The organism is Shewanella saliphila, assembly GCF_014648295.1.
Classification (GTDB): domain Bacteria; phylum Pseudomonadota; class Gammaproteobacteria; order Enterobacterales; family Shewanellaceae; genus Shewanella; species Shewanella saliphila.
This window is the reverse complement of sequence record NZ_BMQV01000018.1, coordinates 41,417-55,865: the sequence shown is the minus strand read 5'-3', so window position 1 is coordinate 55,865 and position 14,449 is coordinate 41,417. Positions and strand designations below refer to the sequence as shown.

Sequence of the window (14,449 nt, the reverse complement as noted above, 5' to 3'; positions counted from 1 at the left end):
CTCCTTAAGTTGTTACATGCGATATTGGCTACCATGTTCGCATGTAACAACTAGGCCCAAGGATTAAAGTGACTGTTCTAGTTGATGAATTTGCGCCACGATAGCGCTATTCACTGGGGTTTTTACGCCGTACTTTTCACCTAATCGCACCACCGCACCGTTGATGTACTCAATTTCTGTTTTGCGTTTTGCTTGAATGTCTTCCCACATTGACGAACGGGCTTGCGGGTCAATGTCGAGCATCTGTTTCGCCAGCAAGGTAAATAGCATATTGGGTAACGATAGAATGACCGGCAACCACTTGGGTTTCACTTTAGTGTATTGATGTAATTCTATGTTTGCAGCTTGGCACACGTTGAGCCATTCGGTCATTGCCGCAGCGAGTTGACGACGGCAATCTCGTTGGCTCAGTTGTGTACGCCCAGCATGGGCATGAACTAATGAGGTGAAAGTCCTCTGTAGGAAGGTCACCGTTACTCTTATCAATTAGAGAATAACATACTGTTATTAAACGTTAACTACTAGCGAATGGCAAGGGCTTAATCGCGAGGTTAGGTCCGGAGGAAGCCGCTAGCAAATTTGCGAGCTGATGAACAAGAACATCATATGAGGCGTAGGCTAGAGGTGAGTTGGCACAAGACGACGAAACCACGTGATCTAATGGCCACCGTAAATGATGCAGCAGTGCAAAGAAAGTTCATGTTCTTATCTGGGGAGATCTGCTTAACACGCGATCGGTCATTAACCAGTAAGGCTCTGGTTTATAAGTGCCTTGGCTTTTCAGCATCATCGACTGAAAAGAGCGAACTAGATGGAAACCGACAGCGCATGACGGGGTAACTTGGCATGTGATTAAGCAGAAGTCAGCAGACGGCATAGTAGCCCAACGCCCAACGTAATGGTTGGGACATGGTGAAGGCCTGAACATTTAGAAGAAGGAGGAGTCTTGTCAAACTTGTCGATACCCACTACGTCGCCAGACGATTACTATCGGCAGCGTATTGATATGCAACCGGCCTTCAACAGCGATCTATTTCAACAACTGCTCGAACCTGAAAATCTACATCGAGCTTGGCGTCAAGTGAAAGCCAATAAAGGCGCGGCTGGCATCGATGGCATGACCATCGAAGCCTTCCCACGTTGGATGCAACAAGGCGGCTGGCAACAATGTAAAGCTCAATTAGAGCAAGGTGAATACCAACCCTCAGCGGTCAGGCGCGTAGAGATCGACAAACCCGATGGCGGTAAACGCAAATTGGGGATCCCTAACATCATTGACCGTGTGATTCAGCAAGCTATTGCTCAAATACTCACGCCACTGTTTGACCCATTCTTCTCGACTAACAGCTTTGGCTTTAGGCCGAACAGAAATGCAAAACAAGCGGTACTGCAAGTAAGAGATATCATCAAACAGAAACGCAAATTTGCCGTCGACGTTGATCTGTCTAAGTTCTTTGACCGAGTTAATCATGATCTCTTGATGACTCAGCTAAGGAATAAAGTAGAGGATAAGCGCCTATTAGCGCTTATCGGTAAGTACCTACGAGCAGGTGTGATGGTCAATGACCAATTTGAAGCAAGCTTTGAAGGAGTGCCTCAAGGCGGCCCACTCTCGCCATTACTTTCTAACATTATGTTGGATAGTCTGGATAAAGAGCTGGAAAGCCGAGGGCACAAATTCGCCCGCTACGCGGACGATTTTATCATATTGGTAAAGTCTCAACGCGCAGGCGAACGAGTACTCAAGAGCATTACTCAATACCTTTCAGCTAAGTTAAAACTGGTTGTAAATGAACAGAAAAGCCAAGTGGTTAAAGTTGCTCAAAGCAAGTTTCTTGGGTTTACATTTAACCGAGGAAAGATCCAGTGGCATGCTAAAACATTACACATTTTCAAACAAAAGATGAGACGACTAACGAACCGAAATTGGGGCGTGAGTATGAGTTATCAGCTGTTTAAAGTGCGTCAATACATGCAAGGCTGGATCAATTATTTTGGCATCGCTAACGCTTATCAAGGATGTGTCGATTTAGACCATTGGATCCGACGTCGTGTTCGTATGTGTTACTGGCGTCAGTGGCGAAAACCACGGACTAAGGTACAAAACTTACTTAAGCGTGGCGTCAGGATCCAAGTGGCTGTTGGTTGTGGGATCACAAGCAAAGGTCCATGGCGAAGTTCGAAAACACCAGGGATACAGCAAGCGCTGAGTAATGAGTATCTGAAGAAAGCAGGATTATATTCACTAAGAGATGGATGGATCGCAGTTCATTATCCTAACCAAAAAGTGAGTTAGGAGTTCTAAATGAACCGCCCTGTGCGGAGCCGCATGCAGGGTGGTGTGGGGGCTGGAGGCTAGATACCTCCGGCTACCCGATTGTTTGATGGGTAAACCCGTTATGGCGTTTAATGCATTATTAAGATTTAACAATAGCTTACCGTAAATGACTGGAGCCATGTCTTGATGTAAGCTACAGCCAAACTCTTGTGCAAGCATGGCAATTTGAATCACCTTGGTGTGGTCATTTTTTTGCAAAGTGAATGCGCCCTCGGTGCCTTTATGAAAGCGACCATTGGGTTGTTGCAACACATTAAAAGGGGTAATGCCTTGCAGTAAATTGCAGTGACTCAGTACATCTGTGATGGTATCGAAACTGCCTAAGCCATTTTGCATAAAAATAATGCTGCTGTTGCTATGCGTGATGGCTATTAATGTATTGGCAATACTACTGACTTGATGACACTTTAAGGTGACAAACACCACATCAAAAGCCTCATAAGCTGTTGGCGCTTGTTCAATGTCGGTGATCAGTGTTTGCGGCATAACCGTTTGTAAAAAACCTTGGTAATCACTTAAAGTAATGCCGTTGTTTTCTACTAGGGTTTGTTTTATTGAAGGGTGGCAAATTAGGCTCACATCTAAACCCGAAAGGCACAGTTGTCCGGCAAGATAACACCCGGTTGAACCCGCACCAAAAATGGCAATTCTCATTAAGTCACCTCGTTGTTTTATTATTGATGAGCATATTGTTTTTGTTATCAGTTGTAACATATCAGTCTTTTTGTCAGTGTAGAACTTTAAAATAAGGTAAAAAATAAAATGAAAAATCATTACATTACTGCGCTAGCACTGAGTTGCTTTACATTGAGCGCTTCGGTGACAGCCGCAGACATTAAAGTGATCCATGCTGGCACATTATTAACCCTTGCCGGTGAGTCTCCACTCACGGAGCATACGCTGGTGATTACAGATGGCATTATTACCACGATTGAGAAAGGCTATGTTGCAGGGCCGCAACCGTCAGCACAGGATAGTGTTGAAATAGTCGATCTCAAACGCAGTTTTGTGATGCCCGGTTTAATGGACATGCATGTGCATTTACAAGGTGAACTTGGGCCAAATAATGATAGCGAAGCATTACGAATGTCGGATGCTGATGTGGCAATGCAAAGTGTGTATTTTGCCAAAAAGACCTTACTTGCAGGGTTCACTACAGTGCGTGATTTAGGCGCTAAACCTGAGCAAATTTATGCGTTACGTGACGGCATTAATAAAGGCTGGGTTGCTGGCCCACGAATTATTGCGTCTGGCGGCGTATCGGTAACCGGAGGTCATGGTGATGTTGACGGCATGAGCCCAGATTTACTCGATAAATTTACCTCAAAAACCATTTGTGACGGGCCTTATGACTGTCGACGCGCAACTCGAAGAGCGATTAAGTTTGGTGCCGATGTGATTAAAATCACTTCTACTGGTGGAGTGTTATCGGACACGAATACAGGCACAGGCCAACAAATGGATGATGATGAACTGCGTGAAGTGATTCAAACTGCCCATGCGCTAGGGCGTAAAGTGGCTAGCCATGCTCATGCTGCACAAGGTATTAATGCAGCATTGCGTGCTGGAGTCGACAGTATTGAGCATGGCAGTTATGCCGACAAAGAAAGCATTAAACTGATGAAGCAAAGTGGGGCTTATTTAGTGCCGACATTATTAGCTGGTGACACAGTGGTTGCGATGGCCAATGCTGCGGGGGCTGACTTTATGTCGCCTGCGATAAAAGCAAAAGCCATCAAAGTGGGCGGTGATATGATGCAAAATTTCACTGCGGCCTATAAAGCCGGAGTCAACATAGCTTATGGTACCGACAGTGGGGTATCACATCATGGTGACAACGCCAAAGAAGCGGTGTTAATGAGCCAGGCTGGAATGACTAATAGTGACATTTTAAAAAGCGCGACCATTAACGCTGCAAAATTGATTGATATGTCTGATTCGCTAGGATCATTGGAAGTGGGTAAACAGGCCGATATCATTGCGCTGCCAACGAGCCCACTTAAGCACATTGATGCATTATTAAATGTGCCTTTTGTGATGAAGGCTGGAGTTATCTATAAACGCTGATGATATTTTTATGGGCAGTAAAGCGGGTGTTTTAATAGCCTTACTGCCTGAGTTTTACATTTTGGGGGCGGCATTAACCAAAACACCGCAATAATTATTGAATATTGACTTCTAGCACAATTATTTGTTTGATTTTTACCACTAAATTTTTCATAATTGCAAACACTGTTTATACGGTATCGAACACTATAAAGTCTTTGCAGCATTAAGGTTACATTACAGACTGCACAGTGGAGACACAGGATGTGGATTTTAGCTAAGGATTGCTTATGCCGATTAATAATATCGCACTGTTAGTGATGGTGTTATTGTGCTTTGTTGCTGTATTGCTGATGCTTAATTTAAAAGAACATCGTCAAGTTCAAGCAAAAAAACAGCAGTTAAACTCCTACGAACAAATCCTCGATCAAGTTGGCGCATATATCTACGTTAAAGATATTCATTGCCGCTATGTGTATGCCAATCAACTGACTTTAAACTTTTTTGGTGTAACTCAAGACCAGTTAAAAGGGACAAGCGATACCGAGTACTTTCCTGACTCTGTTGCCAATTTGCTGCTCAAAAACGACCGTAAAGTAATAGCGCTTCAGCTTAAAATAGCTGACGATATTATGGTCGACGGTGAAGAAGATGGTAGCTGTCATGTTTATCACGAGATTAAGCAACCTTTTTTTGATGAAAAAGGCAAGTTAACAGGCTTAATTGGCGTGTCTACCGAAATTACCGACGAGTACAATTTACGCTCAGAGCTTGAACAACTTGCCAATACCGACGCACTGACCGGTTTGTATAATCGTCGCTCATTTAATGCATTTAGTGAGCACGAATATGCAAGGGCTATGCGCTATTTTGAACCTTTATCGTTAATGATTATTGATATCGATTTATTTAAAAATGTCAACGATACCTATGGTCATTTAGTCGGCGATGAAGTGATAAGGCGAGTCGCCTTGGTATGCAACCAACACATCCGAGAGGCCGATGTCTTGGCCCGTATTGGCGGCGAAGAGTTTGCGATTTTATTACCCGGAACAGACACTGAGTCTGCTTATAAATTAGCAGAGCGTTTAAGAATATCTCAGCAAACGTATCGCTTTCCTGGCCAACATGAAGCCAATGACTTACCCGAAGTGACCATTAGTATTGGGGTGTCCACTCTATCTGTAAAAGATAAATCCTTTGCACAAATGCTTTCTCGAGCAGACAAAGCGCTGTACTCATCAAAAAATATCGGCAGAAACAGCGTACATGTTGCATAACTCTCACTAGTTTGTCATGCCGTAAACTTAAAACTTGTTAATTTAAGTTGTGCGCAACCAATTATTGTTGTTACTATAAACGTACTGGCTCAACACAGTAAGCGTGCAGACTAGAAATCAATGTGATCAACGAGTTTTGCCTTAAATTTATCGAGTAACAATTTGAGTTGATCCATCTCATCAACACTGACACCGCATTGATCAACAATACTGTTATGTATCGATTGTGCTTGTGGTTGTTTATCTCGGCCCAAGTCAGTTAATTGCAAACATAGCATGCGCTCGTCATTAGGTGTGCGGACACGCTTTAATAAGCCGTCAGACTCTAAGCGCTTAATCACTGGGGTGAGCGCTCCCGATTGTTGACCTAATTGTGTAGCGACACTTTTTAAGCTTAAGCCGTCTTGCTCCCATAAAATGAGCATGACTAAATATTGGGTGTAAGTTAGCCCGATAGATTCAAGCAAAGGCTTATAGAGTTGAATAATTGCTAGCGAGGTAGAGTAAACCGCAAAGCAAAACTGATTATTAAGGCGAATAGGTGGGTGTTCATTCATAATTTAGCGCTCAGCGATTAATGTAATGTGATCAACCTAAGTAACGGTTTCGTACAACATGGCTTTCGGTGTTTGATACTTAATAGTTTACTTGTATATACCACTAAAGGCCATGCTGTTTTTATATACAACTTGAAACGGGCTTTGTCATCGTTATTGAGTCGATTTATTGCAAGAAAGGCTCACGGTTATAGCGACTTTTTCGACTGTTTTGCATTAATCTCAATCAATAACCTCATTGAGCAATGACAGTTACAGTAACGGCTAGCCCAATATTGACCAAAATGAAGGACACAAAATGAAAGTATTAATGGTTTTAACTTCGCACGATGAACTTGGCGACACAGGGCATAAAACCGGTTTTTGGTTAGAAGAACTTGCAGCGCCATACTATGCGTTTATTGATAAAGGCGTCGACATTGTCTTAGCTTCACCAAAAGGTGGTTTGCCACCATTAGATCCAACAAGTGACAAAGAAGACTTTCAAACAGACTCTACTCGCCGTTTTACCGCCGATGAGCAAGCTCAGGCGTTGTTAGCCAATACTCACAAGCTCGCGTCAATTAACCTTGCTGAATATGATGCTGTGTTCTATCCAGGCGGCCATGGCCCATTATGGGATTTAACTAACGACAAAGATTCAATTGCACTGATTGAAGCGTGTTACAACACCGACAAGCTATTAGGGTTAGTGTGTCATGCTCCTGGTGTACTTAAGTACCCTAAAAAAGCAGATGGTTCACCGTTAGTTGCAGGTAAAAACGTCACAGGCTTTACCAATGGTGAAGAAGACGCTGTGCAGTTAACAAACGTTGTACCGTTTTTAGTTGAAGACATGCTGCAAGAAAATGGCGCTACGTACACCAAAGCTGACGATTGGCACCCGTATGCCGTTGTTGATGGCAAATTGGTTACTGGGCAAAACCCAGCGTCTTCAGAGTTAGTCGCTGAAAAAATGTTAGCGCTGCTTAGCTAATCCCAACTTGCTTGAGTGGCAGGTTAACTTTTACATCAATCAGCCCAGTGACCTGTCATTGGGCTGATTTTATTGCTCAAAGGAAGGATAGCAAATGATTAAATTACACCATTTAAATAAATCACGTTCAAAACGCATTATTTGGTTACTCGAAGAGCTCGGCGTGGATTATGAGTTAGTTGCTTACCAGCGCGATGCGACAACATTTTTAGCGCCTGAGTCGCTCAAAAAAATTCACCCATTAGGTAAATCACCTGTGCTTGAAGCTGACGGCTATACCATTGCTGAATCAGGTGCGATTACCGAATACCTTATTCAAACCTATGGCACGGATAAATTGATGCCAACCCAAGGCAGCGCAGACCATGTCGATTATTTACAGTGGATGCACTTTGCAGAAAGCTCGGCTGCATTGCCATTATTGTTGAAAATATTTGTCAAAATGGAAGGCGCTGAAACGCGTTTTATTGGTCAATATGCTGATGCAGAAACCGCAAAAGTGGTCAGCTACGTGAATGACAGATTAGCAGGCAAACGCTATTTAGTGGGAGACAGCCTAAGCGGCGCCGATATTATGATGTCGTTTATTGCTGAGCTTGTCGGCCAAAACGGTGAGTTTGAACAATACCCGAACATTGCTAAATATTATCAACAATTGCTCACCCATGATGCCTTTAAAAAAGCATTACAAATTGAAGCTGATAATTAATCGCTTGTGGTGTAATACCATCGCTCAAAACAAAGGTGAACAGGGTTCACCTTTTGCTGTTTAATATTTAAACAATTCATTTACAGGGTAAAAGCAGGTAAATTCGTTGGCTAAAATTTGTTCTATCTAATACTTAGGTGTTAATATTGTGACAGTTTAGTCATATTTTGGTTTAAGGTGATGTATGTCAACTTTATCTAAAGAAGAGTTAGCCTACTTTAGCGATGTTTTTTCGCCAGAGCGCTCTGGTGATTCTGAAGATAATATATTATCAAAACATTCACTTAGCGTAGCGACTGAAATTCCACAAGTGTTATCACATATATTGGGTAACGCTAAACTAACCCTGCTGGCAGAAATAAGCTACTACCGGTTATGGTTTCCACTGCAACTTAAACAAGATGAATTTGGCCAGTTTACGCCAGAGCTTGGTACACCTGAAGTGCTTGATATGCGTGGTGGTGAGCGTAGTTGGCGTATGGATAATGTAAAAGATTTACGAGTGATCGACAGTGAAACATCAAAACTAGTTGAAGTGTTGTCATTATCAAGCTCAGGCATCACCATAAGAGTACCGCAAGAGCTCGACACTCAATCACCAAGGCACACACGACTTATATTACCTAACGGCACCCAGGTTGATATGGAGTTTGAACCTGTTCGAACTGAAAATGGCGTGATGGCGGCCAAAATCAGTGCCGAGGGCGAAAACAGGCAGATGTTAAGGCAGTTTTTGTTCAACCAACACAAAGCTAAATTTTCGCACCTTTACGAAGACATTAACCGTTAACGCTAAAGTCTTTGGCTAACATCACTTTTATCGCACCAATAAAATCGTGGTCATTTTTGGCCTGAATGAGTTGGCACAGCTCATCTCCCACCGTAGTAAAACGATAATAGGTAAACAATAAATGTTGCCCTTTAGGGGTTAAGCTCATATTGGCATGGAACAGAGTCAATTGAATCTCTTCATTACGGTTTAATAAGCCGGTTTCAAACTCACTTTTATGTAAAATCCCCGCATCAACCAGCGTTAAAATATTCGAATAAGGCAAACCAAACTGCGACAAACCAAAATTGGTTTGGTTGTGTTTACGGAAATACTGGGTGATCCCACCATTAACTCGATAACCACTTAACAGCTTAAATCTGGGTTCAGTATTGATTTTGACTGACATCCCGAGGGCTTTTTCAAATATCTGCGCTTCACGCAAAGTCAGTTGCTTTAATACGGCTAATGTTCGCAAACTAAAATGACCCGGATTAACGATTTCGCTGGCTAAAATCCGCGCCCATAAATCTTGCATTTTACGGTTATGGATTTGCTCCGCCATTTGGAAAAACTGATAACGCCAGTCAGGATCAAGCTCTACTCCGGTCACATCAGACGGAGTGTAGTTAAGGGCGAGGGCGAAGATACTTTCAAGATTAGCCTGATGTTGACTGAGTTGTTTACGCTCGCGGTGTTCGGCGCGTTCAGCAATTGAAGCAGTAGAAGGGCGATAGTCATCTTCACTGGCTAACCCGATAACTCGCCCGAGCATTAACGCTTTTTTACGCGCAGACACCTGAGCATTGTCATCGGGCATTTCCATTACATCGATATCGGCCATAGTTATCCTAAAAAATATAGCAATTTGATTTAAAGCAAACTATTTAAAATCTTAGCAGGTATTGGCGTTAATAAATTCCCATCTATGTGAATGGATGAATCAAATAAAGCTGTACTTTAGATTGAATTTCATCGCTGACATATCACGGTGATTTATAGCCTGAAGCTAAGTTTAACTATGCCTTACATTTATCGATTTACCAAACAAAAGCTCGGCTATTCAATCTCAAAAATCCACACTCATCCACCCTCTGTTTTGGCACTCAATTTTCATATGCTACAAGTCATCAAACGAAATAATAAGTAGCAATACTGAGCCCACATCAATCTTTACAAAGTAAATACAAATGTAAATTGTAATGCGAATTGTTATTAATACGTGTATGTTGCATTCAGATTTTTGAAAATTGTTAACGCACCGTGCGTTTTGTTGGAGAGATAAATGAACCCAAAGTTAACCTTATTGTCGGTCTCTGTCGCTAGTGTACTCAGTCTAATGACTCAAGCGCAGGCAGCAACTGATCCTGAGTCGTTAGCCAAAGCCATTGCAAAACAAGAAGCTGAAATTGTTTTGTTAAAACAGCAATTGGCATCACTTGCGGCAGAGCAACAAAAACAACAGCAAAAAAGTACAGCCGTCGCCAAACAAATTGATCATGTATCAAACAATATTGATAAAGCGGATGCCCGCTTTAGTCAGTTTAGCTTTAAATCATATGGTACTGCGGTGTACACCAGTGATGAATATTTCGATAACGTTCAAGACACATCTGCAGAGCGACGTAGTCGCACGGATTTAGAGCGCATTGTGACCGAATTTGGTTACCAGTTCTCTGATGATTGGAGCATGGAAGTTGAAATTGAATATGAACATGGTGGCACGGGCTCGGCATTAGAATATGACGGTTTTGATGAGTTTGGTGAGTTCGAATCCGAAGTGGAAGCCGGTGGTGAAGTGGTCGTTGAAAAAGCCGAAATTCGCTATCGTCCAAGCAAAGCGTTTGGGGTGAAATTCGGTAATATTCATTTGCCGATAGGTTTAACAAGTATTTTACATAAGCCGAACCAATATTTAACCGTGCAGCGCCATAAAAGTGAGGCTGCAATGATGCCAACCGTTTGGAACGAAAACGGTATTGGTGTTTATGGTGAAATTTCAGATTTTCATTATCAAGCCCAAGTTGTGAGTGGCTTAAATTCTGAGTATTTCCGTACTTATGATTGGGTGGCATCTGGTCATCAAAAACGCTTTGAAGAAGTCAATACAGACGACCTAGCCTTTGCCGGACGTCTTGATTACGGCAATTTTAAAACAGGCAGTGCTATTGGTGTGGCTTATTACTTCGGCAATACCAGTGGTAATCGGCATAAAAGTAACAAGTTAGATGTTGATGGTGCGTTAAGCATTGTTTCTGTTGCGGGTGCATTTGTTGAAGGCCCCTGGATACTTCGCGGCCAATATTTATATGGCACGTTAGACAACGCCGATGCGATCACTCTAGCCAATAAAACCACGCCAGGCTTACAACCGGGTAATTTTGCCCAATTAGGTTCAGAGTCACAGTCGTTCTTTGTTGAGGCAGGTGTAAAGCTTGACGAATGGTTTGATCTTCCGATGACTGTTTTTGCCAATGTTGATTATTCCAACCCTCTCATGGCCGTTGAAACGGGCACCGCAACTAAACGTTATGAAAACACCTGGAGCAGTGTAGGTGTTAACTATTCCCCTACCCCAGAGATTGTGATTAAGGCCGAAGGTGGTGTTCACCAAGTGGCTGTTTCCAGTATTCCAGATACTCACTTTTTTGCTTTGGGTGTGGGATATCAATTCTCGCTATAAATTTATTTGTTTTAATTTTTTTTACATGGAGTTTTATTATGCGCTTTAAACACACAGCAATCACATTGGCTTTAATTACGACTTTATCTGCATGTGGTGGTTCAGGTTCTGATGATTCAAGTACCGAAACACCAGTGGAACCGACAACGGGCTTTAGCTTTGCCGCTACAGAAATGATCACCAATTTGACCGATGATGTTATTGTGGCCGGTTATGCCAATTTAGCCGCTGAAGGTGATGCATTATTATTAGCGACACAAGCTTTGCTAAGTGCGTCGGCAACTCAAGCCGATCTCGTGGCTGCACAGAATGCGTGGAAATCTGCACGTGAGCCATGGGAGCAAGGTGAATCGCATATTTTTGGCCCTGTAGATTCTTTAAGTATCGACCCACATTTAGACAGCTGGCCTTTAAACACCACAGATTTACAAACTCAGCTAGACAATAATAGTGGTTTTGATGCCGAAACCATTAAAGCTTGGAACGATGATGTTCAAGGCTTTCACACCATGGAATACTTGTTATTTGGTGATGGTGTTGACAGCAATACCAAGCTAATTGCAGATCTTACTACCAGTGAGCGTGAGTATTTAATTGCGTTAGCAGAAGTGTTTAGAGATTACACCACACTGTTAGATGATGCGTGGCAAGTGAACTATAACGCTGACAATGAAACTGCTATACCTTATGCCGATTTACTCAAAAGCCCTGGTGATGCAACCAATACGATTTACTCATCACAACTGGCGGTGATTGAAGAATTAATCAATGGCATGATTGGGATTGTCGATGAAGTGGGTAACGGTAAAATAGCCGATCCATTTGGTGATTCAATCAGCACTGCTGATACATCTAAAGTTGAGTCACAGTATTCATGGAACTCACTGACTGATTTTGCTAATAACATCATTGGTGTACGTAACGTATATCAAGGTGAGTTTACTGGTGCTTCAGATAATACCGGATTAGTAGACTTTGTTGCCGCAGCAGATGCGACGTTAGCCGCTCGTATTACCAGTGAAATTGACGATTCAATTTTAAAAATTCAAGCCATTTCAGGCAGTACTGATATGCCATTTCGCCAAGCTATTTTAGACGAAGATGGTCGCGTGTTAGTGCAAAGTGCAATTGATGCACTAACAACACTGCAAACTTCATTGGAGTCAGACGTACTGCCTTTGTTATCAGATTGGAACTCATAATTTAGCTAATTTCTCTCCCAATAAGGTCATGGAGTGGCCTGATTGGGAGGGGAAATGCGATCCTTTCACAATATAATCCTAATAATAAAGGGTGTGTTATGGCTAATTATCTGATTTAGATTAAAAATGTGTGAGAAAACGATGAATAAATTATTACGACAACCTTACTGGTTTGCGGCATTAATTGGGTTGAGTCTAAGTGCTTGTGGTGGCAGCGGTGATGACGGTACTTCAGAGCCTGTTCAACCCGTTGTGACTTATCCTAGCTACACCTCTGTTATTGCATTAGGTGGTGACACTACCACGTTTGATGCCAATAGTTCCGGCCATGGCTTTTCAACGCCATCGGTCAATTTAACTGAAGATGAACTTGAATTGCATTTAGAAGGTGATGCCAATTTTGAAGCATCATTTACTACCGCGCCCAATGACCAACATCCTGAATTGGACGGCTTAGGCCCAGTATTCAATAATGCAGATTGTAATTCTTGTCATCAACGAGATGGCCGAAATTCAACCCCCATTGTGGCGGCTACTGAAACGCGTGTTAAATTAGGCTCTGCCGATGGTATATTTTTGCGCATAAGCAAAGCCGCTGCAGAACCATGCATAGCAGGTACGGTTGACAATAATTACTGTGCGCCAATTAAAGTACCTGATTTTGGTGATCAGTTGTTTCACCGTGGAGTATTAAAAGCGCGTGCTGATTGGCAGGACAACTCCTTTGTTGGCCAAGCCGATGTGTATTTATCTTACGAACGGCATGATGTCGTTTATTCTGACGGTCAAACAGTGAGCTTAAAAAAGCCTGTTTTTGAAGTCGAAAATCCCTATGACGCGCCAGGTGAAACCAAACAAAGTGCGAATGTAACCTCTAATTTACTCCAAGATGATGTGTTAATGGGCTGGCGTAATGGTATGCCAGTGTTTGGCTTAGGTTTATTAGAAGCCATACCAGAGGCAAGCATTTTGGCTAATGTGGATGCCGATGACAGTAATAATGACAATATTTCTGGCCGCGCAAATTGGGTCTTCGATGCCATAAAGGCACAAAATGGAGATGTAACACCAGTATCATTAGGGCGTTTTGGTTGGAAAGCCAATACACCAAGTGTTCGAGTGCAATCATTAGGTGCATTACGTGGTGATATTGGTATTACTAATCCGTTATTTCCCGATGAAAGTGTCCTTGGTACCAGTTTGCATGACTCATATTTAACCCGCACAGGGTTTGTTGATACCGGTGAAGGTGTTGACGGTGCACCTGAAGCCAGCGCAGAGTTTAGTGACGCAGTGGTTTTTTATGCTGAAACATTAGCGGTACCCGCGAGACGCAATGTCGACGATAGTGATGTGCGTGAAGGTGCGCGATTATTTGAACAACTCAATTGTAGTGGTTGTCATACACCATCATTTGTCACCAAAACATCGGGCGATATTGGCGGAATAGCCATGAGCGACAGCTTGAAAGGCCAAACTATTTACCCATTTACTGACATGTTACTGCACGATATGGGTGAGGGGCTTGCTGATGGTCGACCTGACTTTTTAGCAGACGGTAATGAATGGCGTACCCGACCTTTATGGGGAATAGGGCTGACTCAAACGGTTAATCCGCAAGCGGGTTTTTTACATGACGGCCGAGCGGCCACGCTAGAAGAAGCGATTTTGTGGCATGGTGGAGAAGCTCAGCAATCAACTGATGACTTTATGGCGTTAAGCCAAGATGAACGTTCGCAACTGGTGACATTTTTAATGTCGCTATAAGCAAACTGGACTCGTTATTAATATGTTTAATCCCTTAGTCGAACATGGCTAAGGGATTTTTCGTTAATATGCATCTTCAGGTTGATTGAGTATAACGTGATACTCATGCCGTGATCTGTTTC

At 42.6% G+C, this 14,449-nt stretch carries 13 protein-coding genes; 9 read left to right on the top strand and 4 right to left on the bottom strand.

The window, feature by feature from the left end; translation table 11 throughout:
* Nucleotides 1–63 precede the first annotated feature (63 nt).
* A complete protein-coding gene (locus tag IEY48_RS10445) occupies nucleotides 64–471 on the bottom strand; it encodes a ketopantoate reductase C-terminal domain-containing protein (protein WP_229786396.1) in 408 nt (135 codons plus the stop codon).
* Between the two features lie 475 nt (nucleotides 472–946).
* Here IEY48_RS10445 and ltrA point away from each other — a divergent pair, with 475 nt between their 5' ends.
* Nucleotides 947–2,296: a group II intron reverse transcriptase/maturase gene (ltrA, locus tag IEY48_RS10440; protein WP_188919999.1), complete on the top strand. Its 1,350-nt coding sequence runs from the start codon at nucleotides 947–949 to the stop codon at nucleotides 2,294–2,296.
* Here ltrA and IEY48_RS10435 read toward each other — a convergent pair.
* Nucleotides 2,246–2,992 (bottom strand): 2-dehydropantoate 2-reductase N-terminal domain-containing protein, encoded by a 747-nt coding sequence (locus IEY48_RS10435; RefSeq protein ID WP_188919996.1) that lies wholly within the window; start codon nucleotides 2,990–2,992, stop codon nucleotides 2,246–2,248. The genes ltrA and IEY48_RS10435 overlap by 51 nt on opposite strands.
* A 108-nt stretch (nucleotides 2,993–3,100) precedes the next feature.
* Between IEY48_RS10435 and IEY48_RS10430 the strand changes: the two genes are divergently transcribed.
* Both IEY48_RS10430 and IEY48_RS10425 read left to right on the top strand, forming a co-directional pair.
* Entirely contained in the window at nucleotides 3,101–4,405 is a 1,305-nt protein-coding gene (locus IEY48_RS10430; RefSeq protein ID WP_188919994.1) for a metal-dependent hydrolase family protein, read from the top strand.
* A 269-nt stretch (nucleotides 4,406–4,674) separates the two neighbouring features.
* Complete coding sequence (locus IEY48_RS10425; RefSeq protein ID WP_188919991.1) at nucleotides 4,675–5,664, top strand: sensor domain-containing diguanylate cyclase; 990 nt, start codon at nucleotides 4,675–4,677, stop codon at nucleotides 5,662–5,664.
* A 110-nt stretch (nucleotides 5,665–5,774) separates the two neighbouring features.
* Here the strand turns inward: IEY48_RS10425 and IEY48_RS10420 are convergent, their stop codons facing one another.
* Entirely contained in the window at nucleotides 5,775–6,221 is a 447-nt protein-coding gene (locus IEY48_RS10420; protein WP_188919989.1) for a MarR family winged helix-turn-helix transcriptional regulator, read from the bottom strand.
* Nucleotides 6,222–6,519: 298 nt separating this feature from the next.
* Between IEY48_RS10420 and IEY48_RS10415 the strand changes: the two genes are divergently transcribed.
* The 3 genes from IEY48_RS10415 (at nucleotide 6,520) to IEY48_RS10405 (ending at nucleotide 8,696) form a co-directional block, all read left to right on the top strand.
* Nucleotides 6,520–7,197, top strand: a complete 678-nt coding sequence (locus IEY48_RS10415) for a type 1 glutamine amidotransferase domain-containing protein (protein ID WP_188919987.1) — start codon at nucleotides 6,520–6,522, stop codon at nucleotides 7,195–7,197.
* A 94-nt stretch (nucleotides 7,198–7,291) separates the two neighbouring features.
* Nucleotides 7,292–7,906, top strand: coding sequence for a glutathione S-transferase family protein (locus IEY48_RS10410; RefSeq protein WP_188919985.1), 615 nt, complete (start codon nucleotides 7,292–7,294; stop codon nucleotides 7,904–7,906).
* A gap of 184 nt (nucleotides 7,907–8,090) precedes the next feature.
* Complete coding sequence (locus IEY48_RS10405; protein WP_188919983.1) at nucleotides 8,091–8,696, top strand: hypothetical protein; 606 nt, start codon at nucleotides 8,091–8,093, stop codon at nucleotides 8,694–8,696.
* On the opposite strand, the gene IEY48_RS10400 is transcribed toward IEY48_RS10405, so the two are convergent.
* Nucleotides 8,686–9,519, bottom strand: coding sequence for a TIGR03899 family protein (locus tag IEY48_RS10400; RefSeq protein ID WP_188919981.1), 834 nt, complete (start codon nucleotides 9,517–9,519; stop codon nucleotides 8,686–8,688). The genes IEY48_RS10405 and IEY48_RS10400 overlap by 11 nt on opposite strands.
* Nucleotides 9,520–9,960: 441 nt before the next feature.
* On the opposite strand from IEY48_RS10400, the gene IEY48_RS10395 reads away from it, so the two are divergent.
* From IEY48_RS10395 to IEY48_RS10385, 3 genes are all read left to right on the top strand, one after another.
* Nucleotides 9,961–11,358, top strand: coding sequence for a porin family protein (locus IEY48_RS10395; RefSeq protein ID WP_188919979.1), 1,398 nt, complete (start codon nucleotides 9,961–9,963; stop codon nucleotides 11,356–11,358).
* A gap of 38 nt (nucleotides 11,359–11,396) precedes the next feature.
* Nucleotides 11,397–12,560, top strand: a complete 1,164-nt coding sequence (locus tag IEY48_RS10390) for an imelysin family protein (protein ID WP_188919977.1) — start codon at nucleotides 11,397–11,399, stop codon at nucleotides 12,558–12,560.
* Nucleotides 12,561–12,701: 141 nt separating this feature from the next.
* Entirely contained in the window at nucleotides 12,702–14,327 is a 1,626-nt protein-coding gene (locus IEY48_RS10385; protein ID WP_188919975.1) for a di-heme oxidoredictase family protein, read from the top strand.
* Nucleotides 14,328–14,449 lie beyond the last annotated feature (122 nt).

Bases quoted from the DNA above. Each gene is read 5' to 3' on its own strand.
- IEY48_RS10425 (WP_188919991.1), top strand. From the start codon at position 4,675: ATGCCGATTAATAATATCGCACTGTTAGTGATGGTGTTATTGTGCTTT.
- IEY48_RS10400 (WP_188919981.1), bottom strand. From the start codon at position 9,519: ATGGCCGATATCGATGTAATGGAAATGCCCGATGACAATGCTCAGGTG.
- IEY48_RS10385 (WP_188919975.1), top strand. From the start codon at position 12,702: ATGAATAAATTATTACGACAACCTTACTGGTTTGCGGCATTAATTGGG.
- IEY48_RS10410 (WP_188919985.1), top strand. From the start codon at position 7,292: ATGATTAAATTACACCATTTAAATAAATCACGTTCAAAACGCATTATT.
- IEY48_RS10420 (WP_188919989.1), bottom strand. From the start codon at position 6,221: ATGAATGAACACCCACCTATTCGCCTTAATAATCAGTTTTGCTTTGCG.
- IEY48_RS10395 (WP_188919979.1), top strand. From the start codon at position 9,961: ATGAACCCAAAGTTAACCTTATTGTCGGTCTCTGTCGCTAGTGTACTC.
- IEY48_RS10435 (WP_188919996.1), bottom strand. From the start codon at position 2,992: ATGAGAATTGCCATTTTTGGTGCGGGTTCAACCGGGTGTTATCTTGCC.
- IEY48_RS10405 (WP_188919983.1), top strand. From the start codon at position 8,091: ATGTCAACTTTATCTAAAGAAGAGTTAGCCTACTTTAGCGATGTTTTT.
- IEY48_RS10390 (WP_188919977.1), top strand. From the start codon at position 11,397: ATGCGCTTTAAACACACAGCAATCACATTGGCTTTAATTACGACTTTA.
- IEY48_RS10430 (WP_188919994.1), top strand. From the start codon at position 3,101: ATGAAAAATCATTACATTACTGCGCTAGCACTGAGTTGCTTTACATTG.
- IEY48_RS10415 (WP_188919987.1), top strand. From the start codon at position 6,520: ATGAAAGTATTAATGGTTTTAACTTCGCACGATGAACTTGGCGACACA.